Consider the following 24,856-nt stretch of genomic DNA (forward strand, 5'->3'; position numbering starts at 1 on the left):
GCGGAGCGAAGGCGGCGACGCCGAAAACACATCCGGTCCCCGTAACGCGAAAGCAGGGGGCCACATATCGGTTCCGGGCTAGCCGCCCGCGCTCCGCGACCTCCCCGCACTTTCCGGCGGAAACGCCGAAAGGGCGATGACGCATGCCTGTTGTCTCTCCCTCCCCCTCGTGGGGAGGGTGGCCGCGAAGCGGACGGGTGGGGAACCCCCGCACGGTATCCTCTTCGACATACCCCACCCTGTCGTCGCTTCGCGCCGACATCCCTCCCCATGAAGGGGAGGGAGAATCGGAGACCCGCCCTGTTCCTACCCCTTCACCCGCCAGGTCGCCCCCGTCGGCCCATCCATGACGACGACGTTCAGGGCGTTCAGCCGGTCCCGGATGCGGTCGGCCTCCGGCCAGTCCTTGCCGGCGCGCGCCGCGGCGCGCTGTTCCAGCAGGGCCTCGACCTCCGTGCGCAGGTCGTCGGACACCTCGCCTTCCAGCCATCCGGCCGGATCGGCCTGAAGCACGCCCAGGATGTTCGCGGCGGCGATCAGTTCGCCCTTGGCCCGCGCCACCACGCCGTGGTCGCCCGCCGTCATGGCGCGCTCGATCTCGCTCGACAGGGCGAACAGGGTCGCCATGGCGCCCGGGGTGTTGATGTCGTCCTCGATGGCCTTGAGGAAGTCCTCGGGCGGCGCGTCGCCATTCGCCTCGACGCCGGCGGCGCGATGCAGGGCGCCGTACAGCCGGTCCAGCGCCTTGCGGCTCTGGTCCAGCAGCGACTGGTTCCAGTCCAGCGGCTGGCGGTAGTGGGCGCTCAGCAGGGCCCAGCGAACCACCTCGCCCGGGATGTTCTGAACCAGGTCGTGCAGCAGCAGGACGTTGCCGATCGACTTGGACATCTTTTCCGCATCGACGGTCAGGAAGCCGTTGTGCATCCAGTAGCGGCTGTATTCCGCATGGGCGTCCGGCTCATGCGCATGGCCATGGGCGCAGACGCCCTGGGCGATCTCGTTCTCGTGGTGCGGAAACACCAGATCGATGCCGCCGCCGTGGATGTCGATCGGCAGGCCCAGCGTCTCCTCGATCATGGCCGAGCACTCGATATGCCAGCCCGGACGCCCCTCGCCCCACGGCGACGGCCACGAAGGCTCGCCCTCCTTCGAAGGCTTCCACAGCACGAAGTCGTGCGGATTCTTCTTGTACGGCGCGACCTCGACCCGGGCCCCGGCGATCATGTCGTCCAGGTTCCGGCCCGACAGCCGGCCGTAGGTCCCGTAGGAAGAGACGTCGAACAGCACATGGCCCTCGGCCGCATAGGCGCAGCCCTGCTCCATGATCGCGCCGATCTGTCTGACGATGGCGTCCATGTGGTCGGTGACGTGGGGGGCCAGATCCGGCGGCGAGACGTTGAGCCGGCTCATGTCCTCCAGATAGGCGGCCTCGTAACGCGAGGTGACGTCACCGATGGGCGCGCCCTCCTTCGCGGCCTTGGCATTGATCTTGTCGTCCACGTCGGTGACGTTGCGGGCGTAGATGACCTTGTCCGCCCCGTACTCACGGCGCAGCAGACGCACCAGCACGTCGAACACCACCGGCGGCCGGGCATTGCCGATGTGGGCGTAGTCATAGACCGTGGGGCCGCAGACATAGAGGGTCACCCGGTCCGGATTTCGCGGCGTGAACACGCGCTTTTCGCGGTGCAGGGTGTCGTGCAGGGTCAGCGGCATAGTGAGGCGGTAGCTTTCAGTTTTCTTGCAGGACGGACCTGCGGTCCCATATAGCCGTCCTGCTGCACAAGCGAACAGCGTCGAGATCGATAATGAGCGTCATCCCCGTCAAGCCGGTTCTGGTCGGCGACAACGACCCCGCCCCTCGCCCCTCGCGCGAGAAGGCGCTGGAGGCGGTGCGCACCCTGCTGGCCTGGGCCGGCGACAATCCCGACCGCCCCGGCCTGATCGACACGCCGCGCCGCGTGGTCGACGCCTATGGCGAATGGTTCGACGGCTATGACGCCGACGTCGAAAAGGAGCTGAGCCGCACCTTTGAGGACGTCCAGGGCTATGACGACATGGTCCTGCTGCGCGACATCGAGGTGGAGAGCCACTGCGAGCACCACATGGCCCCCTTCATCGGCAAGGCCTATGTCGCCTACATCCCGAACGAGAAGGTCGTCGGCATCTCCAAGCTGGCGCGCGTGGTCGAGATCTTCTCGCGCCGCCTGCAGACGCAGGAGGTGCTGACCAACCAGATCGCCGCCGCCATCGAATCGCACCTCGAACCGGCCGGCGTCGCCATCCTGATCGACGCCGAACACCAGTGCATGACGACGCGCGGCGTGCATCACCGCCACGTTTCGACCATCACCACCCGGTTCACTGGCGTCTTCAAGACCGACGGCGCGCTGAAGGACCGTTTCCTGAAGCTCGCCAAAGGCTGATCGGCTCGCGCCGCAGGCGTATTTCGCGCAATCGCCCCGCTTCGGAACCTCAAGGGGCCCGAAGCCGCTTTACAAGCGAGTTGCGGGACGCCAAGAGACGAACCGAACGTCATAGCTTGCGCTCGCCGCCATCGCGCCGGGCTGTATGGAGAGACTGAAGCACATGGGCTCCAAACTTTCAGGTCCCGGTGGCCAGGGCGGCAAGACCATCGAGCAGAACGCTGACATCAACGTCACGCCGTTCGTCGACATCATGCTGGTGCTCCTGATCATCTTCATGGTCGCCGCGCCGCTGGCCACCGTTTCGATCCGCCTCGACCTCCCGCCGGCGACCCCGCCGACGACCGACGAGCCGAAGGAGCCGGTCTACATCACGATCCAGGACACCGGATCGATCTTCATCGCCGAAAAGCAGACCTCGCTGGAAACGCTGATCCCCGACGTCTGCGCGGCCCTCGGCGGCGGCAACCCGGGCTGCAAGGAAGAACGCGTCTTCGTCCGCGCCCAGCCGGAAGTGAAGTACGATCAGTTCATGGAGGTCATGAATGCCCTCCAGGAGCAGGGCTTCTACAAGGTCGGCCTGCTGAACGAAGACATCGACTAGGCTTCAGGCTTTTATCCCGAACGACTGAGGGCCGCATCCGCCGAGGATGCGGCCCTTTTTCCTGTCCGCGGCGCCGGGCCGGCTGCCCGCCCTACTGTACGGACTGTCGGGGGGCGGCGGCCGCGGGGGTCCCCGCGGGCGGCGGCTGGAAAGGACGTTCCCCCGAGGGCTCGGCCTGCGCCGGAGCCGCCGTCGCCGGAGCGGGCGCCGGCGTGCGAGCCGCGGGACGAGCCGCCGGGCGACGGGCGGGAGGACGGGCGGCGGTGCGAGCGGGCGTGGGCCGTGGAGCCGCCGCGGATGCGAGGTCGGCGGCGGGGGGCCGGGTCGGAACGGCGGAGCCCGGAGCGACTGGCCCCGGCGCGACGGGCGGCGCGGTCGTCGCAACGGGAGGCGGCGGCGTCGCGGCCGGGGCCGCCGCGGCGGCGGCGCGAGCAGCCAGTTGCTGACGGGCCTGGAAGCGGTGGGCCAGTTTTTCAGTCAGGGTGCGCGCCGCGGCAGGCTCCATCTGGGCCATGATCGCCGCCAGCGAGCGGGGCCGCATGGCGGCGGCGACCGGCAGACGGACATCGTCGCTCAGGGTTGCGAACACGCGGGCCGCTTCCCTGGGCCGCATGGCCGAATAGACGGCGACCAGCCGATCGTTCTCCGCCTTTTCCTGCTCGCTGACCTGGCCCAGCAGCACCCTGACCTCGGCCTTGACGGCCTCCAGGGCGGCGACCTTGGCGTCGAGCTTCTGCTCCGCGGTCGCCATCAGCGGCAGCATCGCCGCCAGATCGGCGTCGCGGGCGTCCAGTTCCACCCGGCGGCCGGACAGCGACTGCAGGATGCGCAGTTCGGCCGGCGAAATGCCCGCCTGCTGGGCCAGCTGTTCCGGCGTCAGGGCGCAGACGGCGGCGGCGGGGGTCGCCGGAGCCGCGGCGGGCACGGCCTCCTCGGCCCAGGCCTTGGCGCCCTCGAACATGCCGGGGGCCACGCCGACCGCGCGGACGACGACCACCCCGCCAATGGCGATCGCGATCAGGGGCAGAAGGCGGGGGATCTTGCTCATGATCGGCTACTCCAGCCCCAGGGTCGACGAACGCGGCGCGTTCGCCATAGGGCCACAAGGATAGGGGGTCAGGCGGCGAACAGGTCTTCGTCCAGACTACGGCGGGCCAGATTGATGCTTTGCTTCGCAGACTGGTTAGCGGTCAGGGCGCCGAGGATGGCGGCGACGTTGTTTCCGCCGGGGACCGGCGCGGGAGCACGGGCGGCGGCGGGCGCCATGCCCTGGATGCGGTCGGCGAGGGCCGCCATGCGCAGCGCGCGCTCATCCTCGACCGGCGGGGCCGGCGCGGGAGCGGCCTGGAGTTTGGCGCGGGCGGGATGGGCGGATTCGGCTGACGAAGCCGGCCCGCGGGCGATCAGGGCCTCGAGCTGGGCCTTCACCTCGCGCGCCTTGATGATGCGGTCGTGCAGCAGGTCTGTTTCCTGACCGGACGCCCGCAGGCTGGCCAGAGCCGCCTCGGCGCGCCCTGCGGCGGCGTTCAGTTCGGTGACCGCTGAAGCAAATGCCTGCTGGCCGGCGCGCAGGGCGGTCAGCTTTTTCTCCAGCCGCACGCCGTAGCCGAGGGCGGCCACCAGCAGCAGCATCAGAACGCCGTCGAGAATCATACCGGTCATCCGCGTCTTCCCTTCGTCAGGCTGGTCGCCGCCTCGACACTGATCGGGGCTTCGACCCGTACGGCGATGTGCTGGCCTTTGCGGCCCATCCGGCCGATCGTGACCGGGATCGATCCGCAGCGGACGGAAATGTCGCTGTCGGGGGTGGCGTTGAGCATCAGGGTGTCGCCCACCTTCAGAGCCAGGACCTGCGACAGCGGCAGCTGCTGCTCGTCGAGCACGGCGCGGACCTCGGTTTCGGTAGTCCAGAGCTCGGTGGCGAGGTGGCCTTCCCAGATGTTGTCGCGACCGAACTTCTCGCCCATGAACTGCTGCAGCAGCATCTTCCGGATGGGTTCCAGCGTGGCGTAGGGCAGCAGCAGTTCGATGCGGCCGCCCCGGTCCTCCATGTCGATGCGCAGCTTGACCAGGATGGCGGCGTTGGCCGGGCGGGCGATGGCGGCGAAGCGCGGGTTGGTCTCCAGCCGGTCGAGGGTGAAATGCACCGGCGTCAGCGGCTCGAAGGCGGCGCGGGCGTCGGCCAGCACGACCTCGACCATGCGCTGGACCAGCACCCGCTCGATGGTGGTGTAGGGCCGGCCCTCGATGCGCAGGGCGGCGGTGCCGCGGCGGCCGCCCAGCAGAACGTCGACGATCGAGTAGATCAGGTTGGAATCGACCGTCAGCAGCCCGTAGTTGTCCAGCTCCTCGGCTCGGAACACCGCCAGGATGGCCGGCAGTGGAATGGAGTTCAGATAATCGCCGAAACGGATCGACGAAATGTTGTCGAGGCTGACCTCGACGTTGTCCGAGGTGAAGTTGCGCAGGCTCGTCGTCATCAGCCGCACCAGGCGGTCGAAGACGATCTCGAGCATCGGCAGGCGTTCGTAGGACACCAGGGCCGAGTTGATGATCGCCCGGATGCCGGATCGCTCTGACCCGTCGTCCTCGCCGAGGTCGAAGCCGAGCAGGCTGTCGATCTCGTCCTGGTTCAGGACCCGTTCCGAGAGCACGGCCGCGCCTTCCCCGGGCTCGTTTTCCGCGAGGGGGTCGATCGCTTCCGCGAACGGATCGGCGTCGTCGGCGAAGGCCGCGTCGGTCATGCCTACTGCACCAGCATTTCTTCGATCAGCACGGCGTCCACCTTGCCGGGCGCGGCGATCAGATTGACCCGGCGGAGGATCTCGGCGCGCAGCTGGAAGCTTCCGGCCGAGCCGGCGAGGTCTTCAGGCCGCAGCTCGCGCAGGAAGCCCTGGAACATGTCCTGCATTCTCGGCATCTCGGCCTGCAGCTGCTCGGCGACAGCGATGTCCCTGGTCTCCAGCGTCAACTTCAGCTTGAGGTAGGTCGGGCGGCCGTCGGGCGCCTGGATGTTCACCACCATGTCGGGCAGGGTGAAGAAGGTGACGCCGTCGGGGCCTTCCGCGATGACGCCCAGCGCCGGATTCGCGGCCGCGTCGGCTCCGCCGCCGTGCCCCCCGCCCTTCTTGTCGTCCTTTTTGGCGTGGCCGCCCTTCTTCTCCGCGCCGTGGGCGCCGTCTTCGGCCGCTGCGGCCTTGGGCTGCATGAGGAAGAAGGCCGCGCCCCCACCCCCGCCCAGCACCACGAGGGCGGCCGGGATGATGATGAACAGCAGCGGCAGCTTCTTTTTCTTCGGCGCCTCGCCCTCTTCGCCTTCCGGCGCCGGCGTATCCGAGACGGCCGGCAGGGTGGCGTCGTCGTCTGCCGCCGGACCCTTCTTCTTGCCGAATTTGAACATGCACCGCGCCCCGAGAATCTCTCGACCCATACGACCGTTTTTTGGTTAACGAGCCGCTAAGAACCGGCAAATCCTGCCGGGCTCCGGATCAAGCTCTACGGCTCAAAGGCCCGCCGTTGCTGGATTAACCCTCCTGGCACGGCCGTTGCGAGGGAGGAACCGAAAGGAGCCGCCCGTGGAAAACGCCGCCTATGTCGGACTGTCACGCCAGATGACGCTGCGCCGCGAGCTCGACATCGTGGCCAACAACATCGCCAATGCGGACACGACCGGCTTCAAGGTCGAACAGCTGCTGGTCGGCGCCGAGGTCGGCGAGCGCGCCCGCAACGCATTCGTGCGGCCTGGCGTCAGCTTTGTGCTGGACAACGGCGTCGGCCGCGACTTCGGCCAGGGGGCGCTGGGCCAGACGGGCCGCGACCTCGACTTCGCCATCGAGGGCGAAGGCGCCTTCTTCAAGCTGACCGACGGACAAGGCGACGCCTATACCCGCGACGGGGCCTTCACCGTGGACGGCGAAGGCCGGCTGGTGACCGAAGGCGGCGCGGCCGTTCAGGGCGACGCCGGCGACATCATCCTGGACCCGGCCCTCGGCGAGCCCTCCGTGGCGCCCGACGGGACCATCAGCCAGAACGGCGCGCTTGTCGGCCGTCTGTCTGTCGTACGCTTCGACACCTTGGCCGCCCTCGAGAAGGGCGGCGACGGCCTGTACCGCAACGCCTCCAACGCCGCCGCAGTCGAGGCCCCGGACGCCCGGGTGCGGCAGGGAATGCTGGAAGGCTCCAACGTCAATCCGATCCTCGAGATCACCAACCTCATCGAGATCCAGCGCGCCTACGAGAGCGTGACGCGGATGATCGAGAACACCAACGACCTGTCACGCCGCGCCGTCGAGCGGCTGGGCCGGGCATAGAAAGGGAGACTGGGACATGCGTGCGCTCAGAACCGCAGCCTCGGGCATGGCCGCCCAGCAGCTGAACGTCGAGGTCATCTCGAACAACATCGCCAACATGAACACCGTCGGCTTCAAGCGTCAGCGGGCCGAGTTCCAGGACCTGCTGTACCAGAACGTCGAGCGGATGGGCGCCCAGTCGTCCAGTCAGGGCACCGTGGTCCCGACCGGCATCCAGATCGGCGCGGGCGTCAAGGCGGGCTCCGTCTACCGCATCACCGAACAGGGCAGCCCCACGCAGACCGGCGGCCGCTACGACATGGCGGTCGACGGACGCGGCTATTTCCAGGTCATCCTGCCGTCGGGCGAAACCGCCTATACCCGGGCCGGCAATTTCTCGGTCAACGGCGAGGGCCAGCTGGTCACGGACGACGGCTATGCGGTCGAACCGTCGATCAGCATTCCGCAGGACGCGGTCGACGTGTCGATCTCCAAGTCCGGCCAGGTTCAGGTCATCACCGCGGGAACGCCGGAGCCGGCCACGGTAGGCCAGCTGGAACTGGCGACCTTCTTCAACGAGGCGGGCCTCGAGGCTGTCGGCGACAACCTGCTGATGGAAACCGCCGCCTCGGGCTCGGCCACGGTCGGTACGCCCGGCGACGCGGGCCTTGGCCAGATCCTTCAGGGCTATACCGAGGCCTCGAACGTGGACGCCGTGGCCGAGATCAGCGCCCTGATCATCGCCCAGCGCGCCTATGAGATGAATTCCAAGGTCATCACCACGGCCGATCAGATGCTGTCGGTCAGCGCCCAGGTGAAATCATGAGGACGCTGATCCTCGCCGCCGCCCTGCTGTTCGCGGGCCCGGCCCTGGCCGGCCCGGTGACGCTGAAGGCCAATCCCGTGGATTCCGACGGGCGTGTGACGCTGGGCGATCTGTTCGACGACGCCGGCGGGGCGTCGAATGTCGTCGTCGGCCAGCGGGCCGGTCCATCCATCGTGTTCGAGGCCGGGCAGCTGCAGAGTCTGGCCCGTCAGGCGGGACTGGACTGGGCAAATCCGGCCGGGTTGCGCCGCGTGGTGGTCCGCAACGCCGCCGCCGCGCCCGCCGCGACCTCAGCCGCTGCGGTCACCGCCGCCGTCGCACCCGGCGTCCCGCGCCCTGCCCCCGCCTCCGCCTCCGCCTCCGCCCGCGGCGCCTACGGCGACCGGGTCATCAGCCGCAACGACATCGTCGAGGTGGCCTATGAGCTCGCCGGCGTCCGCCTGACCATCAGCGGCCGGGCCGAGGGCGCCGCCGCTGTCGGCCAGCGCCTGGCCGTCCGCAATCTGCAGTCAAACCGGGTCATCGACGCCGTCGCCGTCGCTCCCGGTCAGGCCGCCGCCGGTCCCGCCGCCCGCGCCTCCACCCAACAACTCTCCGCCCGGTAAAGGGAACAGTCCTGATGCGTACCGCCTCGATCCTCGCCGCCGCCGTTTCGCTTCTGGCCCTCGGGGCCTGCTCGACCGCCGTCGAGACGGTCATGGGTCCCCAACTGGCTCCGATCGGCTATCCGTCGGCCCTGGTTCCCACCGATCAGGTGATCATGGCCTCGGCCGCCCAGCAGCAGGCCGACCGCGCCGCCAGCGCCAACAGCCTGTGGCGCACCGGGGCCCGCACCTTCTTCGGCGACCAGCGCGCGCGCAGCGTCGGCGACATCCTGACGGTCAACATCGACATCGACGACCGCGCCCAGACGCAGAACTCGACGCAGCGGTCGCGCTCCAACGACATTTCTGGCGGCATCTCCAACTTCTTCGGGCTGGAGAACAGCCTGGGCCGCGCCTTCCCGGGCGGGTTCGATCCGCAGAATCTGGTCGGGCTTGAAGGCGAGTCCAACGCCAACGGCTCGGGCTCGGTGAACCGGTCGGAGAAGGTCAGCCTGACCATCGCCGCCGTGGTGACCGGGGTCATGGCCAACGGCAACTTGGTCATCCAGGGCCGGCAGGAGGTGCGCACCAACCGTGAGGTGCGCGAACTGACCATCGCCGGCATCGTGCGGCCCGAGGACGTCAGCTCGGCCAACACCATCGCCCACACCCAGATCGCCGAGGCCCGCATCAGCTACGGCGGTCGCGGCGACATCAGCCGGGTCCAGGCCACGCCTGCGGCCCAGAGCCTCGTGGAGCGCTTCAGCCCGTTCTAGCGACTGCGGTCTTGGCCCTTCTCACCCCCCGATCCGAAGCGATCCGGGTCGGGCCAGAGCGCGCGATAATTTCGCCACAGGGCGAAAACTGCCGGCCGCGCCCAAGCGGCGCCGTGAACCGTTAATGAAAAGCAGCGTTTGACCCTCAGACGCGAGTGTTTTTCATGCTGAAGTTCGCCCTCCCTGCTGTCGCCGCCCTCGGACTGATCGCGTTCGCCGCCCAGTCCCAGGCGACGAGCTCGGACGTCCAGACCGGCGTCGCGCCGATGGGATGGCACCTCAGCCATGAGGGCGATCTGGCCAAGCTGGCCTATGGCGTAGCCAACTCCGACCAGCTGGCGCTGATGATGACCTGCGAGCCTGGTCAGGCGCAGGCCGTTGTTTACGGGGACGTGCGGCCGGCGGGCCCGCGGATCCACAAGGCGTCCATGACCAGCGTCGCGATTGATCCCCTGGACGGAGGGCTTGAGGACGAGCTCCGGCTGTCGGTCGATGATCCGTCCCTGAAACAGCTTGCCCGGCGCGGCAGGATGGCGGTCGAGGGCGATGCAGGCGCGTTCGAAATCACCGCCTCCCGCGAGGAACGCAAGCTGATCGAGAATTTCTTCGCCTATTGCGGAAACCGGCAGGCCTGATCACATCTGATCGAACTTTCAGCGGGGGCTGAACCATGATCGCCTTTCTTGCCGCAGCGGTCCTGGCCGCGCAGACCGCGCCCCCGGCTCCCGCCTGGACCTGGACGCTGTACGCCGACGCCACGCCCGTGGTGCTGGCCAATGAAATTCCCGACACCGCCAACCTGCGCGTCACCCTTGAGTGCGACCCGGGGTCCAGTGTCGCGCGGGTCACCCTTTATGGAATCGCCCTTTCCGGCATGGCCCGCGTCTCCTCCGGGGACGCCGTCGCCGTAGCCGAGGCCGCCGTCGCGCGAGGCGAGTCGACAAGGCTGGCGCTGCGGACCGATCATCCCGCCTTCGCAGCCTTCGCCGCGGACGGCCGGATGAACGTGCTGGTCGGCGACCACAGGCGGCCGGTCGAAGTTCCGGCGGCCCACCTTGCCAAGCTGCGCCGTTTCTCGGAACTATGTTCCGGCTGAAACCCTGGAGCCGAAATGCGGAGCCGCACGATCTTCGCCCTGACCGTCCTGGCGGTGACGGCCTCGGCCTGCGCGACCGCCGCACCGGAGGCGCCGACCGGGGTGACGTCCAGCGGATCGCCCGCGCCGGTCGAGGGCTATGACTGGTTCTTCCATGCGGATGCCGCCGCCGCCCGGCTGGCCTACGGCCTGGCCGAGAGCGACGATCTGCGCCTGGGCCTGGATTGCGACCGCGGCTCGGGCCGGCTGACGCTCAGCGGAACCGCCTCGACGGGAGCGAGGCCGGAATTCCACGTCGAGGCCGGCGGCGAGACGGCGCGGTTTCCCGCCCGGGCAGAGCCATCCCAGTTGCATGACGGCGTCTTCCTCAGCGGCGAAGCCGCCGCAGACGCCCCGGTGTTCCAGCGGTTCCGGCGGGTCGGCTGGCTGGCCCTGTGGCAGGACGGCAAACGCGAGGCCTATGCGCCCCATCCCGCGTCGGCGCCCAATATCGAGCGGTTCTTCGCCTTCTGCGGTTGACGGAGGACGCCGGCTCCGGTGCAGTCCCCCCTCTTCGGGAGGGACCTCATGAAAACCGTCATCGCCGCCAGCGCCGTCGCCCTGCTCGCCGGCTTCGCCCAGCCGGCGGCGGCCCGGTCCCCGGCCCCGACCCCGACCGTTGTCGCGCGCCCCGTTGCGAACGGGGCGCTTGCATCGATCCTCGCGGACTACGAGGCCTATCTGCGCTCGGTGGATCCGGTGGGCGCGGGCATGGAGGGCGACCGGGCGGCCCTGTCGCGGCTGTCCGACGTCTCCCGCGCCTTCGAGGTCGCCCAGGAACCGGCGCTGATGGGTTTCGCGGACCGGCTGGCCCAGATCGATCCGGCCAGCCTGACCGACGAGGAACGGCTGAACCACGCCTTCATGACCTATGTCATCAAGCGGTCGCGCGACCGCATCCCGCTGGACACGGGCCGCATTGACGCCTTCTCGTCCGAGGGCGGGCCCGGCCAGGGCATGGGCTATGTCGCCAGCGTGACCCGCATCGCCACCGCCGCAGATGCCGACGCATGGATCGCGCGGCTGGAGGCCATGCCGAAGGTGTACGAGGACCAGTTGGCCAACGCCCGGCGCGGACTGGAGACCGGCATGCTTCAGCCCCGGTCGATCGTTGAAAACGCCCTGAGCCTGATCGAGCCCGAGGCCGCCCTGACGCCCGAAACCGACCCTCTGCTGAAGCCGTTCGCCACCCTCCCTGCCTCTATCCCGGCAGCCCGACAGACCGCCCTGCGGGAGCGCGCCGCCCGGGCCGTGGCCGACGGGATCGCGCCCCGGCGCCGCGAATGGGCGCGCTTCCTGCGCGAAGACTATCTGCCCCGCGCGCCGGAAACCCTGGGTCTGGTCAACCGGCCCGGCGGGCGCGAGCTCTACGCCTATCTGGTGCGCGGCTTCACGACGACCGACCTGACCCCGGACCAGGTCCACCGGATCGGACTGGACGAGGTCGCCCGCATCCGCGGCCGCATGGATGTCGAGATGCGCGCCGCCGGCTGGACCGGCGACTTCGCCGGTTTCCTCAACTTCCTGCGCACCGATCCGCAGTTCTACGCGACGACGCGCGAGGACCTGCTGGAGAAGGCGTCGGAAATGGCCAAGCGATCCGACGATGGCCTGCCGGCCCTGTTCGGAACCCTGCCTCGCACCCCCTATGGCGTGCGACCTGTCCCCGCCGAGATCGAGGCCAACTACACCACGGGCCGCTACTTCCAGGGCTCGATGAAGAACGGCGTCGCCGGCGGCTATATGGTCAACACCTCGGCCCTGGACCAGCGCCCGCTGTATGAACTGCCGGCCCTGACGCTGCATGAGGCGGTGCCCGGCCACCACCTGCAGATCGCCCTGCAGCAGGAGGCCGAGGACGGCCCCTATTTCCGCCGCAGCGTCGACGTCACCGCCTTCATCGAAGGCTGGGGCCTGTATTCGGAGTTCCTCGGCGAGGAGATGGGCTTCTACCGCACGCCCTACGAGCGGTTCGGGCGGCTGAGCTATGAGATGTGGCGGGCCTGCCGGCTGGTGTCCGACACCGGCATCCACTGGCTGGGCTGGAACATCGAACAGGCCCGCGCCTGTTTCCGCGACAACTCGGCCCTGGCCCCGCTGAACATCGAGACGGAACTGCAGCGCTATATCGGCTGGCCCGGCCAGGCCACGGCCTACAAGATCGGCGAGATCCGCCTGCGCGAGGTGCGGTCGCGCGCCGAGCGCGAACTGGGCGACCGGTTCGACGTGCGTCGCTTCCACGACGCCCTGTTGGTCGACGGCCCCTTGCCGATGGCCCTGCTGGACGAGCGGATGAACCGCTGGATCGCCGGGGAGAAGGCGCGGCCGGCGGACTAGCGCAGCCCCAGCGCCGTCCGGGCCTTCCTGGTCAGCCTGGCCGCCACGATGCCGTGCGCGATGGTCAGATGTTCGGCCAGTTCGTCGTCGGGCCAGTCGTCGATGCGCGGCAGGTTCACCCATTTGTTGCGCGCCATATAGGGCGCCGGACGGGCGTGGCCGGATTCGGTCAGCACCTCATAGGCGATGTCCGAGACCTTGAAGGAGATGCCGCCCTGCTCGCCGACCATGGCGAACATCTTGCCGCCGACGCGATAAGCGTCGTGATGCGCCCCGAAGGGGTGGTCCAGCGTCGCCGCCGGCAGGGCCAGGCAGACCGTCCCGACCCCCTCGCGGTCCATGATCAGGCCTCGACGCCGACGCCGATCGGACAGACCACGCCCGTGCCCCCGATGCCGCAATAACCGGCCGGGTTCTTGGCCAGATAGCCCTGGTGATAGTCCTCGGCGAAATAGTAGGGGCCCGCCGGCGCGATCTCCGTGGTGATCGTCCCTCGTCCGGCCTTGTCCAGCGCGGCCTGATAGGCGTCGCGCGAGGCCTCGGCTTCGGCCCTCTGTTCGTCGTTGAGATAATAGATGACCGAGCGGTAGGTCGTGCCGACGTCATTGCCCTGACGCATGCCCTGGGTGGGATCGTGGTTTTCCCAGAAGGTCTTGAGCAGCTCTCCGTAGCTGACCTCATGCGGGTTGAAGACCACCTGGACGACCTCGGCGTGACCGGTCCTGCCGGTGCAGGTCTCTTCGTAGGTCGGGTTGGGCGTGATGCCGCCCGAATATCCGACCGAGGTCACCCACACTCCCGGCAGCTGCCAGAAGATGCGCTCGACGCCCCAGAAACAGCCCATGCCGAAGATGGCTGTCTGGAACCCCTCCGGATGGGGCCCCTTCAGCGGGCGGCCCGTCACGTAATGGACCTCGTCAGTGTGCAGGGGCGCCGAACGGCCCGGCAGGGCCTCGGCGGCGGTCGGCAGTTCGTGGGATTTCCTGGACAGCATGGCGGCGACTCCGGTCGAAGGGGCGAACGCCTATATGGGATGCGTCGAGGCGCTTGCCGAGGGGGTCCGGGTGTTCTATCAGCCTCGCCTCGCGCCGGATCGACCTCCGGCGGGTTTCACGCGCGTCGTGGAAACGGACAGGTGGCGGAGTGGTCGATCGCGCACGCTTGGAAAGCGTGTGTACGTGAAAGCGTACCGAGGGTTCGAATCCCTCTCTGTCCGCCACGGCCTCTTTTTTATCGTGCACGTTCAACTACTTGGCCCTCGATTTGTCTAACCCGTCCTCAGGGTTAGACAGTTTTTGTTCTGGTTCCGTGCCGTCGATGCGCGCCATTGCGCTCTCGGCGAGGCCCTTCCGGGCGGCGGCTTGGGTGTATCGCTCGACCTCTTTCAAGGTCCGGTGACCCGTCACCGCCATGATCTCGTGAGCCGTGCAGCCTGCTTCGGCGAGGCGGCGAGCGGCTGCTTTCCTCAGACCGTGAGCCGACGCACCAGCCGGAAGGCCCGCGGTCTTGGCCGCAGCTGATATCCAGTTCCCGAACCCCTTGGCAGTGAAGGGCTCGCCGCCTCCGGTCACGACGAACGTGAGTTGCCCCAAGGTTGCGGCGTCCAGCGACCGCTGAAGCGCGGGGTGGACGGGTATCTCGATCTGTTCGCGGGTCTTCTCCTGCCGGACCCGGATTACCCCACCCTTGACGTTCTGACGGCCCATCACGCGGACATCGCCGCTTCGTTGGGCTGTGTAGAGCAACAGGTCGACGGCGAGCCTCTCGCGCGTTCCCAAGGGCCAGCGCGCGTGGAACGCTGCGATGTCCTCCTCGGACCAAGTGTGGAATCCGTCCGTTTGATTGCGGAGCGGCTTCACGGCCCGGCTAGGATCATCGCTGCGCCAGTTCCGCTCAACGGCGAACCTCATCAGCGCGCGCAGCACCTTCAGGAGGTTGTTCGCCGCCGCCGGCGTGGCCGCCTTCGCGTCCAGCATCCCCCGGATATGGTGCGCCTCGATGGTCGCGACGGACTTGTCGCCGTGCTTGACCCGGAAGCGCTCAATGATCCCGCGGTAGGTGGTTTTGGTGGTGTCGCGCAGTTGGGCCCACTCGGCTGAGCCGTAGAAGGCGACGGCCAGAGCATTGACGCTGCCGGGCTTCACCCTCCCCGCCCCGATAGGGAGCGCGCTGGACTGGACCGCCGCGTCATACCAAGCCCACCAAGCGGCACTCTGGAACGCCTCGCGCGTCTGTGACTGAGGCTTGCCGGGCTCGCGAAAGCGCCAGCGCAACACGCCATGGCGATCTCGATAGCAACTGACGTGAGCAGGCTTAGATCGTGGCATTGTCCCACTCGTTGGGCCCGCGATCCTCGGGCAGGGCGGCGAAATGAGCTTCCAGGTCGCGGCGGTCCCAGACCTTGCGTCCGTCGATCCGCTTGGGCTTCGGCATTCGCCCGTCGCGAACCATCTCGTCGAACTTCACGGCGCTGATGCCGATAAACTGCGACGCCACCTCTCGGCCTACGCCCAGGGGCGCTAGGCTGGGCGGGAGAAGGTTGGCGCGAGCCATATCAGGCCGCCTCCCTCTCGATGGTGACCAAGACGCCAGCCCGCTCGAGCAGCAGATCGCCCAGTGCGAACAGATCGACCACGACCGAGGCGGCGCCGACCGCGGAGGCCAAGTCTTCCGGCGTCGCCGCCCAAGAGTATTTTTCGGACACGGGCCGAACGACCAGCCACCGGTGACGCTCCGGCAAGCCCTCCGCGCCCCGGATCAGCGGTTCGCCCATCCGAAGGTCCAGCGGGTCGCTCACTGCGCGGTCGTCGGCCAGCACTCGCGCCGAGATTAGGGCTTCGCAAGAACCCGCCACCTCTGCGCCGAAGGACGGCGACACGCCGACGTCGGCGAGGGCCTTGAGAGCCAGCATCCGGGCGAGAGTCTTGGCGTCGAACTTTGCCCGCCCCGCCTCCAACGGCGGCAGATAGCCGTGCCGGCGAAAGTCGCGCTGACGGGCAGCGTCAAGGCCAGTGATCCGTTCGGCCTCGCTGGCCGAGAACTGCGTGTATTGGCGGGTCCAGCCCATGGCGTCTCTCCTCGTTGCGTGTGAAATGACACGGTATCATTGCCGTGTCAACTCCCACGCTCACCGGCAAACCGCGTTTGTTTCTCTCGGTCGTCGCCTTCCGCCAGGTACTCGATGATCTGCTCGAACAGGGCCACCCCTGCCCCATCAACATCACGGTGCCGATCCAGCCGCCCAAGGCGTGCCTTCACCAGCATCGCCGGTCGGGTGGCGGCGGGCGTCACCAAGATCAAGGTTTCGAGGTCGGCCTGCTTGGCCCAAAGGCCGGAAAACTCCGCATCATCCTCATCCATCGCTTGAGCGGCCACTTCACAGGCGTGAGCCTCGGCCTCCCAGCGGCGAAATGCATCGACTTCCGATTCGGCGTGGCGGGTAGTGACCCGGCGCGACGTGGGCGCGGGTGTGCTATTGGCGTGGCTAGCCATGATCTCGATCCTCCAGTGGTCGAGGTTGCGGTTAGGGTCGAGAGCGAGGTTCCAGCCTTGCTCCGACCCGCCTTTTCCAATATTGCTTAACCATGTCCAAGGCAATAGATGATATTGGAAAAAGGCGCGGGCGTCCGCCGACAGATGCGACTCCTGTGATGGTACGGCTGGCACCTGATATGCTGCGGCGCCTCGATAGCTGGATTTCGGTACAGGGCCCGAACCCGCCGTCACGCCCTGAGGCGATCCGTCGCCTGTTGGACAATAGTTTGGCGCGCTGACGAAACGTCAGGCAGCCGCAAAGGGCCGTAACAATGTCGATCCTCTCGCACTTCGACCCGATCAAGGTGACTGTGTTTGCGCCCGACGGCAGCGTTCGTGCGGAGCCGCTGGTCGTCATCAGCGACAAGGAGATCATCACCGAAGACGTCTCCATCCATGTGGAGCCCGGTGACGAGGTCAGGCGCCTTCTGCCGAACGGTCGAGATGAGGTGTTCGAAGTCTACGACGTCGTGTTCTCTGACGGCTTGGGCCCGATCCCGCCAGTTTACACCCTCAAGGTCAGGCGCAAGGGCGCTCTCCCTCATCGCGTGCCACAGTCGATTTCGGTCTCGGGCCCGAACTCGCGGGTCACCATCGGGCACGATTCCTCGGTCAACATCTCGCACCAAGGGGACGTGATCCAGCAAGCCAGCGAAGCCATCTCGGCGCAGGTGGACGACGCCGCCGACCGGGACCGGCTTCTGATCGCCCTTGCGGACCTGAAGGCAGCGCAGGACCCGGCTTCGAAGGCGAACGCGTACCAGCGGCTGGTGTCGAGCGCGGCCAACCACATGACCGTCCTGGCCCCCTTCCTACCGGCGTTAACCCAACTGCTCGGTTAAGCGTCGACCGTGGAGGCCCCTTCTTCGTCCGGCCAAGGCGGCCCGGGCGGGTAAGGGTGCGCGCCCTGCGAAAAGATCGGGACGCCCTGCAGGGCCGAGGTGACCCGAATGTGGGTGTATTCGTACATCTGAAGATCAGGGTTGAGCCGCAGACTTGCCTCGTAGAGCGAAGCCGCGATCTGGCCGAGACCGACGACGTCCATCGCCCGGTTCCCGCCCTCGTAAACGTATCTGAACTCCACGAAGGCGTTGGAGTAAGTGACGAGGTCGCGCTCGAGGACCGAGCCTGTCCCCTTCCGGCGCTGCTCGTAACGCACCTTCACGAGATCGCGCACAGTGTCCGGCAGCTTCGCAAACAGGACGTTGAGTCGGTGACCCGACGGGGCCTTCCCGTGCGCGATTAGAAGCAACGTCTTCAGATAGAGCTCGCTGGCGAACGCCAGGCCGACCACACCCGCGGTGAACGGAAAGGCGTAGCGGCCATCTGGACCGACCCGCTGCTCGAAGTTTCGTTGCGCGCTCTCATGGAACTGCACGGCCTCGCGCCACATCTGATCGCGCAGCGAGATAGGCCCGAGCGCCTTGGCCCGGGCCTTGATCATTTCAGTGATGTGGGCCGGCGGTTCCATGGGCCGACTATGGGTGCAGTTCGGCTGAAACCCAATGACCGGCGCCACGTCAGGGTTGAAGCATCCCGGACGCCCGAACCGCCGCGGCGCGAGCAGAGAGAATCATCGCGAGGTGCGCGCTCCCACTGGCCTTGGCGGCCTTCCCTTGCTGATCGATCATCGTCGCCAGTTCATCGGTTGTGACCAGGCCTGCGGCCAGCACGATGGCCTGTAACTGACCAATGAGAAAATCTTGGGCAGCTAGCCGGCCGGAGAGGGCCTGAAGTTCGACGGAGGTCATCACCCAGCCCTCATGCCGAGGCGGTAGCGGACAGACTTCGCACGATCGACAGGGACCGCTTGACGGGCCCCAGTGACGGCCAAACCGCCACTCTCGTTCGCCATCCGCTGTGCCTGCGCGAGAAGGTCCTGCGTCATGACCGCGCCGCGCATGTCGAAGTGCAACGGCGCCCCTCCTCCCGCTGGGCTGAAACCGGGCGCGCCGATGTCCACCCGCTCGTGAGGCGACTTCCAGAAGGCGACCAACTGACTGTCGGTCCCGCCGCTGCCGCCCGGCATGATCGAGCCGCCCGTCGCGAACTTGGGCAGCTTCGAGAACATCGACGACAGGACCGAGCCGATGTTGCCGAGGCCGCCGCCCTGCTTCATCCCACTCTGGCCGAGGCCGAGCAGATCGAAGATTTGCGACCCGACGTTCCGCATCGAGTTCCGCATCGCGTCGCCGAACATGATCTGGAATACCGACGCCCAGTCGCCATGCAGCGCCGCGTCCAGACCGTTGGCGAAGGCGTCGGCGAAGTCTTCTTTCATCGCCGCGATCCGTTCCTTGACCCGGTCGAGGCCGAGGGCCTCCTTCAGATCGGCGGCGGCAGTCAGCGGCTGAAGGTCGATGCGCGCCATGGGGTCGAGCCGCTCGGTCACCGCGGCGTCGTAGATGCCGCGGGCCCGGCCCGCCTGCTCGTTGAACTGCCCCTGGGTCAGATCACCCGTCCCCAGACTCCTGCGGAGAACCTGCATTCGACGCTCCAGCGCGAGCGCGGCGCGCTCCTGATCGGTCATGAGGTCTTGCAGGACACCACGGAGCTCCTCGCGCATCTCCTTGAACCGGTCGGCGGTCGCGCGGGTCGCGCGGCCTACCGGGTCGACCATCAGGGTTTGGAGCTTCGCGAACCACTGGCCCGTCTCCTCGACAAGGTCAGGGACGTAGCTGTGGCCGACAACACGGTCGTACAGGTTGAAGAAGAAGTCGCCTGTCTCCTTCAGCTTCCGCCCGACCCAGCCCAGCACCTCGCCGAGCTTGTCCTGAAGCCAATGTTTCGCGCCCTCGTAGACCTTCTTGAGCGACTCGATGGCTCCCGGCCAGAAGGCCTCGATCACGCCGGCCAGCGCGCCAACGGTGTTGCCGACCGCGTCCTTCAGCGTGGCCCACGCACCGGAGAAGTCTCCGGTCAGGAGATCGCCAAGGATCGAGAACAGGGATCCGATGTTGGAGAGCGTACCCTCGACGATGGAGACCAGCGCCGTCAGCGTTCGCACGATGGAGTTGCCCAGGAGATCGACCACGAGCGCCGCGAACTTGCTGATCAGCGAGCCGATGGGGCCGTCGAAGAACGTCATCCAAGCGCCGGCCATGCCCCTGACGAGGTCGCCGACCGTCGAGAACAGTTCGCCCAGCGCGGGCCCGAGCGTCTCCTGCGTCGTCGCCCAGAGGCGTTTCAGGACCGGCTCGACGTCGTCTCGGAATAGGAGGAAGGCCCCGACTACGGCGCCGACGGCGGCGGCGACCGGAAGGATGAAGGGGACGATGGCTCCAATGGCCACGCCGACGCCCGCCAGAGCGCCGCCCGTGCCCAGGGTGGTGACCAAGGTCCCGACCGCGCCGACAACCGCTCCCACGGCGATCAGAACCGGCCCGAGCGCGGCGGCGATGGCCGCACCTGCGACCACCATGTTCTGTGCGGCGGGGCTGAGGCCGTTGAACTTGTCGGCGATGCCCGCGATCCCGTCCGTCAGCGGGACGAGGTAGCGGTTGACGATGGCGCCCACGCTTTCGGACAGGCTGTTCAGGCTGTCGCGCAACCTGTCGTATGGATCGGTGCGCTGGGCCGCCGCCGCCGAGCCGCGGTACTGGCGTTCTAGCTCGCCAAGAATGAGGGCCTGCGCGCCCGCGACATTGCCCGACTCGACCATAGCCGCGATGCGATCCTTGTTGCCCGCGATCCAGTCCTTGGTGACCGCCCCCGTCCGTCCGAGCGCGGACAGGCTATTGATCGGGTCGTTGAGCGCCTTTCCGATCAGCACCGTGGCTGACTGGAGGTCCATTCTCATGCGAGTCGCCAAGTCCACCACGGCGGTCTGAGCCCGGTCGAACACCACGCCCGACACCTTGCCGAACGTCAGAAGGTTGGCGGTGACCGAACGCAGGATGTCGTCGTCGTCGTACAGCGAGTTGCGCATCAGGCCGTCGGCCAGACCCGCGAGCTCCTCCTTGGTCTTGCCCGAGGCCGCGCCCATCGACGCCAGCGCCGCTGAGACCTGACCCATGGCGTCGGCGGCCTCTGTCGCCGCTTTCGAGGCCGCGAAGCCCGCGGCGATCAGCGGCGCGGTGACCGTCGCGGTCAGGCCAGCCCCGACCATGGCGAAGCCCCGGCCCATGTTCTGAAGGTCGCGACCCACGCCCTGAAGATGCTTTTGGGCTGCGGTGAGGTTGGTCTCGAACTGAGCGGAATCGAGGCCGAGAACGACCCTGAGCGACCCGATGACGGCGGTGGACATGGCTGATCTTTCTGGATTGGGCGCCTGTTCGGCGGCGGTACCGAGGCGGACAAACCGAGTTCGTCTGTGATGCGACGAACCCGGTTTGCCTCGGTGGCTTAGGCGACGTTGCCGAAGTCCCCGTAGGTCAGCGCCTTCGGCTGTTTGACAGCTTGGGCGAGCCGCTCTTCGGCGAGGATCGTCACCAGGTTCCGGGTGAAGTCGTCGTTGACGGTGCCGAGCTCCACCCGCGCCGACCAGCGGTCGTACAGGGTCGCCGCGCGGGGGAAGTCGCCGATCAGGAACTTGTCGACATTCATCGCCTGCGTGGTGATGACCGGCAGACCCCAGAGCCGTTGCGAGATCGCGGACCCCGGCGAACCCATGATGTAGTTTCCGTCAGCGTCCTTCAGCAGCGTGATGCGGGTCCAGTCCGACGGATGCATGATGATGCCCGTCGCCGGATGTTCCGCAAGGGCGCTTTGCAGGAGGCCGAGGCCCAGCGTGTCCAGCATGGTCGGATCGGCGATCACGAACGGCGCCGCGAAACCAGTCGCCTTGGGCACCATCCCTTGAAGGTTCTGGCCGGTGCCGTCGCCATAGAGCAACTGGGCCTCTTCGACCAAGGCAAGGCCGTCGAGGAGCTCGGTGTTAATCAGGCCCTCCAACTGCGGCAGGTCTTCCAGCACCTGCCGGCTGGCCTTCATCCAGTGCGCGATCACGCGTGCCGGGATCGTCTCAAGCTCGAGCTGCATGTCCGATCCGGGCTTCGCCGCGCCTTCAGCGACGGGCGCGGCCCCATTGTTGCGGCCCTTGATGCGCGGAACCTCGACTGCGCCACCCGACATCTGAATGACGGGAAGCAGCGACCGAACGACCGGCCTCCGCTGGAGGAGCGGCGTGATGGTGGGGTCGCGGAACGCCTCGATTGCCGCGCCGACCGACCCCGCGGCGTCCGTCGTGGCCGTGGTGATCGTCGCCTTGGTCTCGAAGGCGTAGCGGTCATTGCGGGCGTTTCGCTCGGCGAACTCCTTCACCCCGTCTTGGGCGACGAACTTGGCCCCCAGGGAGCGACACTCCAGTTCGTCGCCGCTGCCAATGCCGCCCCCGCCGCCGCGGCGCGTGACCTTCTGTTCGACGTCGTCCAGGCGTGCGGAAGTTTCGGCGGCTTTGGTCTTGAGGTCGGCGAAGGCCTCTTTCACCGCGTCGTTGTGGGTGCCGAAAGCGGAGGCCAGGTCCTCGAAGGACTTGATCTCGCGGTGGCCATCCGGGCCGCGCAGAAACCGCCCGGCGCGGCGCTCGGCGGCAGACATGGCGCCGAGGACGCCGAAGGGAAGCGAGGTGGTGGTGGTCATGTCGTTCAGCCTTTCATGCTGAGGATTTCGGCGGTCGCGGCTTTGATCCGCGCGCCCAAGTTGTTGAGGTCCGGGTGGTCTTGTTCGCCGTTAAGCGCCGTCCACCCTGCGGCGGCGATCTTGGCGGCGGCCCCGCGTGAGAGGCCGCTTTCGTGGAGAAGGGCTTGCAGTTCGCGTTGCGACGTCAGGGATTTGATCGCCGTGATCCGCGCGTTCGGCATGGCTGGAACTGCCACGGGACTGACCTCGTGCAGATCGACCGCCGTCAGGATTCGCTCGTCGACGCCCTTCCCTCGACTGGCCCCGCCAGGCGGGACGCTGTAGCCGATGGACAGGCCGGTAACGTCGCCGGCCATGACGTGGGAATGGGCCTCGCGCCCTGACTCGGTTTCGAGGTTCAACCGACCCCTCAGCCAGAGGCCCTTGCTGTCTTCGCGAGCTTCCATCCAGCGTCCGACCGGACGGCCTAGATCGTGTGCCCAGACCATCGCCGGTAGATACCGGGTCAGGCTTCGGGCGAACGCTCCAGGGCGGACGATGTCGCCTTGGAGGTCAGGCGTCGACTCGAAGGTCGCGCCATAGCCTTCGATCAAACCGCGCTCAGCATCCTGAGGCGCGATCTTGATGGCCAGCATGGGGCCAGTGCGGAGGTCGGAATGAGCGGTCACGGGGTCACCAAAGGGCAAAGCGAAGCCATGAGGCGCGGAGCGCCTCGGTTCAGCCTTGCGTCCCGCTCAGGGGCTTGGTGACGCATGGTGCCGCCCCGGATTCCGGTAGCGACCCGACCTCTATAGCCACTCCCGCGTTGCGTGACAAGTCTCACTGAACCGTTCCCATAGGACGTCCAGCCAGAGCGTCGGCGTGCCGGTAGATGACCCCCGCTCCTTGAGGTCCCTCGGCCATCCCGATCCACGAGACGACAAAGCCGAGCATGAACTCGCGCACCTTCGGGCGGCTGATCCCCAGCCGTTCCAGGAACAGCGTCGTTCCACAGAGGACCTCGTGAGCGGTCTCGACCTCCGACTTCGGGGCGTCCGCGCCCGGGCCCGGTGCCGACAGGTAGCGTTCGGCCAGCAGCAGGAGGTTTCGCCCGATCTGCTCGTTCGAAAACGCTCGCTCTGCCGCTTGAACGGCGACGAGCTGGAGAGCGTCGCAGATCACTGCCGCCTCCCCCTCGAGGTCGGATGCGGCGATGACGGTTTGGATATCCTTCGCCAGATCGACGACTTGGGCGGTCGCATCGAAGTCAGTCACGGGTGTTCTCCAGATCGAAAAAAATGAGGCGCGAGCGCCGTCCGTCGCCGGGCGGGAGCTCCGCGCCGGGAATGCTGTGAGGGGCAGCCTGCGCATCCGCTGGCGGCGCACTCCGTTCGATCCGGCGCCGGACGCGGTCGCCGGTCAGACCCAACTGGCTGAGCAGCCCTTTGCGGGTCGCCGTCGGATTTCCCGCTGCGCCGAAAAAAATCTCCGAATGGCACCCCCACCGGTCCGCAACGAACGGACGCCCGGGATTTTCGAAGCCCCCCCTGGTCGCGGTCGAGATCATGGAAGCGGACCTCACGCGGCGAGCCCTTTGCCCTCGCTGGCGAACACCGGGCGGGGCTCGCGGCGCAGCGCGTCATGTCGGGCCTTGTCGCAGACGACCTTCACGTCGAGCCCTCGAAGCTCTCGACCGCAGTCCGACCGGAGCTTGTCAGCCGCAATCGCGAGGTTCGTCACGATGGTGCGGCTCTCCCGGTCCCAGCCGTGAGGGTCCAGCCATGACCGCGCTCCTGCCTCGCCGAGCCTACCGATGATCGCCTCGCGCACTTCCCGGGCCGGGAAAGGAGCAGACGACTGGAGCGGCTCACCCCAGTTCGAACGAACCCGGTTTGCCCTCGACGGGGGGAAGGGGGGAGTAATGGAGTCTTCAAGGGATTGGCGGTCACTGGCGCCACCCTTTTGCGTCACAGGTGACACCCTTTCGGCGACGTCACCGTTCACTGGTGACACCCTTTCCGAGGCCTGACCGGTCACCGGTGCTACCTTTTCGGCAGCGTCTAAAGTCACGGGTGCTACCTTTTCGGCAGCGTCCAAAGTCACTGGTGACACCTTTTCAGGCTCGCCTGCGACGGCAGCTTTGCGCGCGAGGATGGCCTGATCGATGCTGTCGTGAGCCTCGGCAGCATCGAGGATCATGGCGACATAGTTTTGGGTTCGCCCGCGGCCCCGCGACCGCCGAACGGACAGGTGGCCGGCGCGCCGCAGTTCGCCGATCCCACGTCGAATGGTGGACAACGACAGGCCCAAGGCGACCGCCATGTTTTCCTGAGCCCGCCAGGCGGCGCCGCGCTCAACGTTGAGGTCGTGAGCGATCAGACAGCCGACGGTTCTGGCGCTGGCGCTCAGCGCCACGTCGAGCAGCACCTGCGTCTGCCAGCGCAGCTTGTCGCCAACGAAGTTATGGACGTCGAGAAGGCGGCTCATGCGCCACCCCGAGGGGCAGCATCCGGGTTAGGCAGAGAGCCGGAAACACCTTGAAGAACAATGTAGGCGAAGCGGGCGGTTAGACAGCCTAAGGGTCTGATTTTGCGGAGGGAGCGGACAACCTCTCTGTCCGCCACGCACTTCGCCGAGCCGGCCAACCTTATCCAGCATTCCAAGCACCGACTGGTCCCGTCAAAACGGCCTGCATCCGGGGAGATGCCACGCCATAGGTCCGCTGAACCGGGCCGTTCACCAGCGTGTTCCCGCCGTCGTCTCTGCCGATCGAGGGCCGCCCTCCC

General features: G+C 67.5%; 30 protein-coding genes and 1 tRNA gene. 12 read left to right on the forward strand and 19 right to left on the reverse strand.

Annotation, left to right across the window (positions count from 1 at the left end; all coding sequences use genetic code 11):
- Positions 1–306: 306 nt before the first annotated feature.
- Complete coding sequence (cysS, locus tag ASD59_RS09615; RefSeq protein ID WP_055831304.1) at positions 307–1,716, reverse strand: cysteine--tRNA ligase; 1,410 nt, start codon at positions 1,714–1,716, stop codon at positions 307–309.
- 92 nt (positions 1,717–1,808) lie between these two features.
- Between cysS and folE the strand changes: the two genes are divergently transcribed.
- Positions 1,809–2,426 (forward strand): GTP cyclohydrolase I FolE, encoded by a 618-nt coding sequence (gene folE / locus ASD59_RS09620; protein WP_055831306.1) that lies wholly within the window; start codon positions 1,809–1,811, stop codon positions 2,424–2,426.
- A 163-nt stretch (positions 2,427–2,589) separates the two neighbouring features.
- Entirely contained in the window at positions 2,590–3,030 is a 441-nt protein-coding gene (locus tag ASD59_RS09625) for a biopolymer transporter ExbD (protein ID WP_055831308.1), read from the forward strand.
- A gap of 91 nt (positions 3,031–3,121) precedes the next feature.
- On the opposite strand, the gene ASD59_RS09630 is transcribed toward ASD59_RS09625, so the two are convergent.
- From ASD59_RS09630 to ASD59_RS09645, 4 genes are all read right to left on the reverse strand, one after another.
- The gene (locus ASD59_RS09630) at positions 3,122–4,078 is read right to left on the reverse strand and encodes a MotE family protein (protein WP_055831311.1); all 957 of its coding nucleotides are present in this window, start codon (positions 4,076–4,078) and stop codon (positions 3,122–3,124) included.
- A 68-nt stretch (positions 4,079–4,146) separates the two neighbouring features.
- Positions 4,147–4,692 (reverse strand): DUF6468 domain-containing protein, encoded by a 546-nt coding sequence (locus ASD59_RS09635; RefSeq protein ID WP_055831312.1) that lies wholly within the window; start codon positions 4,690–4,692, stop codon positions 4,147–4,149.
- Positions 4,689–5,774 carry a flagellar motor switch protein FliM gene (gene fliM, locus ASD59_RS09640; protein WP_055831314.1) on the reverse strand — a complete coding sequence of 362 codons (1,086 nt, stop codon included), beginning with the start codon at positions 5,772–5,774 and terminating at the stop codon, positions 4,689–4,691. The genes ASD59_RS09635 and fliM overlap by 4 nt, the downstream gene beginning before the upstream one ends.
- A 2-nt stretch (positions 5,775–5,776) precedes the next feature.
- On the reverse strand, positions 5,777–6,430 hold the full coding sequence (locus ASD59_RS09645; RefSeq protein WP_055831316.1) for a flagellar basal body-associated FliL family protein: 654 nt from the start codon (positions 6,428–6,430) through the stop codon (positions 5,777–5,779).
- 175 nt (positions 6,431–6,605) lie between these two features.
- On the opposite strand from ASD59_RS09645, the gene flgF reads away from it, so the two are divergent.
- The 8 genes from flgF to ASD59_RS09685 all read left to right on the forward strand — a co-directional run bounded on the left by flgF (position 6,606) and on the right by ASD59_RS09685 (position 12,977).
- A complete protein-coding gene (flgF, locus tag ASD59_RS09650; RefSeq protein WP_055831319.1) occupies positions 6,606–7,340 on the forward strand; it encodes a flagellar basal-body rod protein FlgF in 735 nt (244 codons plus the stop codon).
- Between the two features lie 16 nt (positions 7,341–7,356).
- Positions 7,357–8,145: a flagellar basal-body rod protein FlgG gene (flgG, locus tag ASD59_RS09655; protein ID WP_055831321.1), complete on the forward strand. Its 789-nt coding sequence runs from the start codon at positions 7,357–7,359 to the stop codon at positions 8,143–8,145.
- Complete coding sequence (locus ASD59_RS09660) at positions 8,142–8,750, forward strand: flagella basal body P-ring formation protein FlgA (RefSeq protein ID WP_055831323.1); 609 nt, start codon at positions 8,142–8,144, stop codon at positions 8,748–8,750. The genes flgG and ASD59_RS09660 overlap by 4 nt, the downstream gene beginning before the upstream one ends.
- Positions 8,751–8,764: 14 nt before the next feature.
- The gene (gene flgH / locus ASD59_RS09665; protein ID WP_055831325.1) at positions 8,765–9,505 is read left to right on the forward strand and encodes a flagellar basal body L-ring protein FlgH; all 741 of its coding nucleotides are present in this window, start codon (positions 8,765–8,767) and stop codon (positions 9,503–9,505) included.
- A gap of 164 nt (positions 9,506–9,669) precedes the next feature.
- A complete protein-coding gene (locus ASD59_RS09670; RefSeq protein ID WP_055831600.1) occupies positions 9,670–10,140 on the forward strand; it encodes a hypothetical protein in 471 nt (156 codons plus the stop codon).
- A 35-nt stretch (positions 10,141–10,175) separates the two neighbouring features.
- Entirely contained in the window at positions 10,176–10,601 is a 426-nt protein-coding gene (locus ASD59_RS09675; RefSeq protein WP_055831326.1) for a hypothetical protein, read from the forward strand.
- Positions 10,602–10,616: 15 nt separating this feature from the next.
- Positions 10,617–11,120, forward strand: a complete 504-nt coding sequence (locus tag ASD59_RS09680) for a hypothetical protein (protein ID WP_055831328.1) — start codon at positions 10,617–10,619, stop codon at positions 11,118–11,120.
- 48 nt (positions 11,121–11,168) lie between these two features.
- The gene (locus ASD59_RS09685) at positions 11,169–12,977 is read left to right on the forward strand and encodes a DUF885 domain-containing protein (protein WP_055831330.1); all 1,809 of its coding nucleotides are present in this window, start codon (positions 11,169–11,171) and stop codon (positions 12,975–12,977) included.
- Here ASD59_RS09685 and ASD59_RS09690 read toward each other — a convergent pair.
- Together ASD59_RS09690 and msrA are read right to left on the reverse strand one after the other, a co-directional pair.
- Positions 12,974–13,318: an MmcQ/YjbR family DNA-binding protein gene (locus ASD59_RS09690; protein ID WP_055831333.1), complete on the reverse strand. Its 345-nt coding sequence runs from the start codon at positions 13,316–13,318 to the stop codon at positions 12,974–12,976. The two genes, ASD59_RS09685 and ASD59_RS09690, sit on opposite strands and share 4 nt — an antisense overlap.
- Positions 13,319–13,320: 2 nt before the next feature.
- Entirely contained in the window at positions 13,321–13,971 is a 651-nt protein-coding gene (gene msrA / locus ASD59_RS09695) for a peptide-methionine (S)-S-oxide reductase MsrA (RefSeq protein WP_055831335.1), read from the reverse strand.
- Between the two features lie 135 nt (positions 13,972–14,106).
- Here msrA and ASD59_RS09700 point away from each other — a divergent pair.
- Positions 14,107–14,196: transfer RNA gene (locus ASD59_RS09700), tRNA-Ser, on the forward strand.
- A 28-nt stretch (positions 14,197–14,224) separates the two neighbouring features.
- Here ASD59_RS09700 and ASD59_RS09705 read toward each other — a convergent pair.
- The 4 genes from ASD59_RS09705 to ASD59_RS09720 all read right to left on the reverse strand — a co-directional run bounded on the left by ASD59_RS09705 (position 14,225) and on the right by ASD59_RS09720 (position 16,469).
- A complete protein-coding gene (locus tag ASD59_RS09705; protein WP_162246631.1) occupies positions 14,225–15,121 on the reverse strand; it encodes a tyrosine-type recombinase/integrase in 897 nt (298 codons plus the stop codon).
- A gap of 169 nt (positions 15,122–15,290) precedes the next feature.
- Positions 15,291–15,473, reverse strand: a complete 183-nt coding sequence (locus tag ASD59_RS09710) for a helix-turn-helix transcriptional regulator (protein ID WP_235561789.1) — start codon at positions 15,471–15,473, stop codon at positions 15,291–15,293.
- A gap of 58 nt (positions 15,474–15,531) precedes the next feature.
- Entirely contained in the window at positions 15,532–16,044 is a 513-nt protein-coding gene (locus ASD59_RS09715; protein ID WP_055831341.1) for a MerR family transcriptional regulator, read from the reverse strand.
- Between the two features lie 47 nt (positions 16,045–16,091).
- Positions 16,092–16,469, reverse strand: a complete 378-nt coding sequence (locus tag ASD59_RS09720) for a hypothetical protein (protein ID WP_156377000.1) — start codon at positions 16,467–16,469, stop codon at positions 16,092–16,094.
- Positions 16,470–16,783: 314 nt separating this feature from the next.
- Here ASD59_RS09720 and ASD59_RS09725 point away from each other — a divergent pair, with 314 nt between their 5' ends.
- On the forward strand, positions 16,784–17,353 hold the full coding sequence (locus ASD59_RS09725) for a hypothetical protein (protein WP_055831345.1): 570 nt from the start codon (positions 16,784–16,786) through the stop codon (positions 17,351–17,353).
- Here ASD59_RS09725 and ASD59_RS09730 read toward each other — a convergent pair.
- From ASD59_RS09730 to ASD59_RS09760, 8 genes are all read right to left on the reverse strand, one after another.
- Entirely contained in the window at positions 17,350–17,982 is a 633-nt protein-coding gene (locus ASD59_RS09730) for a hypothetical protein (protein WP_056621504.1), read from the reverse strand. The two genes, ASD59_RS09725 and ASD59_RS09730, sit on opposite strands and share 4 nt — an antisense overlap.
- A gap of 49 nt (positions 17,983–18,031) precedes the next feature.
- Complete coding sequence (locus ASD59_RS09735) at positions 18,032–18,262, reverse strand: hypothetical protein (protein WP_055831349.1); 231 nt, start codon at positions 18,260–18,262, stop codon at positions 18,032–18,034.
- Entirely contained in the window at positions 18,262–20,496 is a 2,235-nt protein-coding gene (locus ASD59_RS09740) for a hypothetical protein (protein ID WP_156377001.1), read from the reverse strand. Before ASD59_RS09740 ends, ASD59_RS09735 begins: the two co-directional genes overlap by 1 nt.
- Positions 20,497–20,855: 359 nt before the next feature.
- Positions 20,856–22,091: a phage major capsid protein gene (locus ASD59_RS09745; RefSeq protein WP_055831353.1), complete on the reverse strand. Its 1,236-nt coding sequence runs from the start codon at positions 22,089–22,091 to the stop codon at positions 20,856–20,858.
- 5 nt (positions 22,092–22,096) lie between these two features.
- Positions 22,097–22,726, reverse strand: coding sequence for an HK97 family phage prohead protease (locus ASD59_RS09750; RefSeq protein WP_055831355.1), 630 nt, complete (start codon positions 22,724–22,726; stop codon positions 22,097–22,099).
- 184 nt (positions 22,727–22,910) lie between these two features.
- Entirely contained in the window at positions 22,911–23,345 is a 435-nt protein-coding gene (locus ASD59_RS09755) for a hypothetical protein (RefSeq protein ID WP_055831356.1), read from the reverse strand.
- The gene (locus ASD59_RS14265) at positions 23,338–23,637 is read right to left on the reverse strand and encodes a hypothetical protein (RefSeq protein WP_056621502.1); all 300 of its coding nucleotides are present in this window, start codon (positions 23,635–23,637) and stop codon (positions 23,338–23,340) included. The genes ASD59_RS09755 and ASD59_RS14265 overlap by 8 nt, the downstream gene beginning before the upstream one ends.
- 11 nt (positions 23,638–23,648) lie before the next feature.
- Entirely contained in the window at positions 23,649–24,557 is a 909-nt protein-coding gene (locus ASD59_RS09760) for a helix-turn-helix domain-containing protein (protein ID WP_055831358.1), read from the reverse strand.
- Between the last annotated feature and the right edge of the window lie 299 nt (positions 24,558–24,856).

Origin of the sequence: Brevundimonas sp. Root608, assembly GCF_001427825.1 — a bacterium.
In the GTDB taxonomy this organism is placed as follows: Bacteria; Pseudomonadota; Alphaproteobacteria; order Caulobacterales; family Caulobacteraceae; genus Brevundimonas.

Excerpts from the sequence above, each read along its gene's own strand:
- ASD59_RS09690 (WP_055831333.1), bottom strand. The coding sequence starts at position 13,318 with ATGGACCGCGAGGGGGTCGGGACGGTCTGCCTGGCCCTGCCGGCGGCG.
- ASD59_RS09735 (WP_055831349.1), bottom strand. The coding sequence starts at position 18,262 with ATGACCTCCGTCGAACTTCAGGCCCTCTCCGGCCGGCTAGCTGCCCAA.
- ASD59_RS09720 (WP_156377000.1), bottom strand. The coding sequence starts at position 16,469 with ATGGCTAGCCACGCCAATAGCACACCCGCGCCCACGTCGCGCCGGGTC.
- ASD59_RS09685 (WP_055831330.1), top strand. The coding sequence starts at position 11,169 with ATGAAAACCGTCATCGCCGCCAGCGCCGTCGCCCTGCTCGCCGGCTTC.
- fliM (WP_055831314.1), bottom strand. The coding sequence starts at position 5,774 with ATGACCGACGCGGCCTTCGCCGACGACGCCGATCCGTTCGCGGAAGCG.
- ASD59_RS09730 (WP_056621504.1), bottom strand. The coding sequence starts at position 17,982 with ATGGAACCGCCGGCCCACATCACTGAAATGATCAAGGCCCGGGCCAAG.
- ASD59_RS09630 (WP_055831311.1), bottom strand. The coding sequence starts at position 4,078 with ATGAGCAAGATCCCCCGCCTTCTGCCCCTGATCGCGATCGCCATTGGC.
- ASD59_RS09725 (WP_055831345.1), top strand. The coding sequence starts at position 16,784 with ATGTCGATCCTCTCGCACTTCGACCCGATCAAGGTGACTGTGTTTGCG.
- ASD59_RS09635 (WP_055831312.1), bottom strand. The coding sequence starts at position 4,692 with ATGACCGGTATGATTCTCGACGGCGTTCTGATGCTGCTGCTGGTGGCC.
- ASD59_RS09660 (WP_055831323.1), top strand. The coding sequence starts at position 8,142 with ATGAGGACGCTGATCCTCGCCGCCGCCCTGCTGTTCGCGGGCCCGGCC.
- ASD59_RS09760 (WP_055831358.1), bottom strand. The coding sequence starts at position 24,557 with ATGAGCCGCCTTCTCGACGTCCATAACTTCGTTGGCGACAAGCTGCGC.
- ASD59_RS09715 (WP_055831341.1), bottom strand. The coding sequence starts at position 16,044 with ATGGGCTGGACCCGCCAATACACGCAGTTCTCGGCCAGCGAGGCCGAA.
- flgG (WP_055831321.1), top strand. The coding sequence starts at position 7,357 with ATGCGTGCGCTCAGAACCGCAGCCTCGGGCATGGCCGCCCAGCAGCTG.
- ASD59_RS09745 (WP_055831353.1), bottom strand. The coding sequence starts at position 22,091 with ATGACCACCACCACCTCGCTTCCCTTCGGCGTCCTCGGCGCCATGTCT.
- ASD59_RS09625 (WP_055831308.1), top strand. The coding sequence starts at position 2,590 with ATGGGCTCCAAACTTTCAGGTCCCGGTGGCCAGGGCGGCAAGACCATC.
- ASD59_RS09750 (WP_055831355.1), bottom strand. The coding sequence starts at position 22,726 with ATGCTGGCCATCAAGATCGCGCCTCAGGATGCTGAGCGCGGTTTGATC.
- ASD59_RS09645 (WP_055831316.1), bottom strand. The coding sequence starts at position 6,430 with ATGTTCAAATTCGGCAAGAAGAAGGGTCCGGCGGCAGACGACGACGCC.
- folE (WP_055831306.1), top strand. The coding sequence starts at position 1,809 with ATGAGCGTCATCCCCGTCAAGCCGGTTCTGGTCGGCGACAACGACCCC.
- ASD59_RS09670 (WP_055831600.1), top strand. The coding sequence starts at position 9,670 with ATGCTGAAGTTCGCCCTCCCTGCTGTCGCCGCCCTCGGACTGATCGCG.
- flgH (WP_055831325.1), top strand. The coding sequence starts at position 8,765 with ATGCGTACCGCCTCGATCCTCGCCGCCGCCGTTTCGCTTCTGGCCCTC.
- ASD59_RS09675 (WP_055831326.1), top strand. The coding sequence starts at position 10,176 with ATGATCGCCTTTCTTGCCGCAGCGGTCCTGGCCGCGCAGACCGCGCCC.
- ASD59_RS09740 (WP_156377001.1), bottom strand. The coding sequence starts at position 20,496 with ATGGGCGCGGCCTCGGGCAAGACCAAGGAGGAGCTCGCGGGTCTGGCC.
- ASD59_RS14265 (WP_056621502.1), bottom strand. The coding sequence starts at position 23,637 with ATGATCTCGACCGCGACCAGGGGGGGCTTCGAAAATCCCGGGCGTCCG.
- cysS (WP_055831304.1), bottom strand. The coding sequence starts at position 1,716 with ATGCCGCTGACCCTGCACGACACCCTGCACCGCGAAAAGCGCGTGTTC.
- ASD59_RS09680 (WP_055831328.1), top strand. The coding sequence starts at position 10,617 with ATGCGGAGCCGCACGATCTTCGCCCTGACCGTCCTGGCGGTGACGGCC.
- msrA (WP_055831335.1), bottom strand. The coding sequence starts at position 13,971 with ATGCTGTCCAGGAAATCCCACGAACTGCCGACCGCCGCCGAGGCCCTG.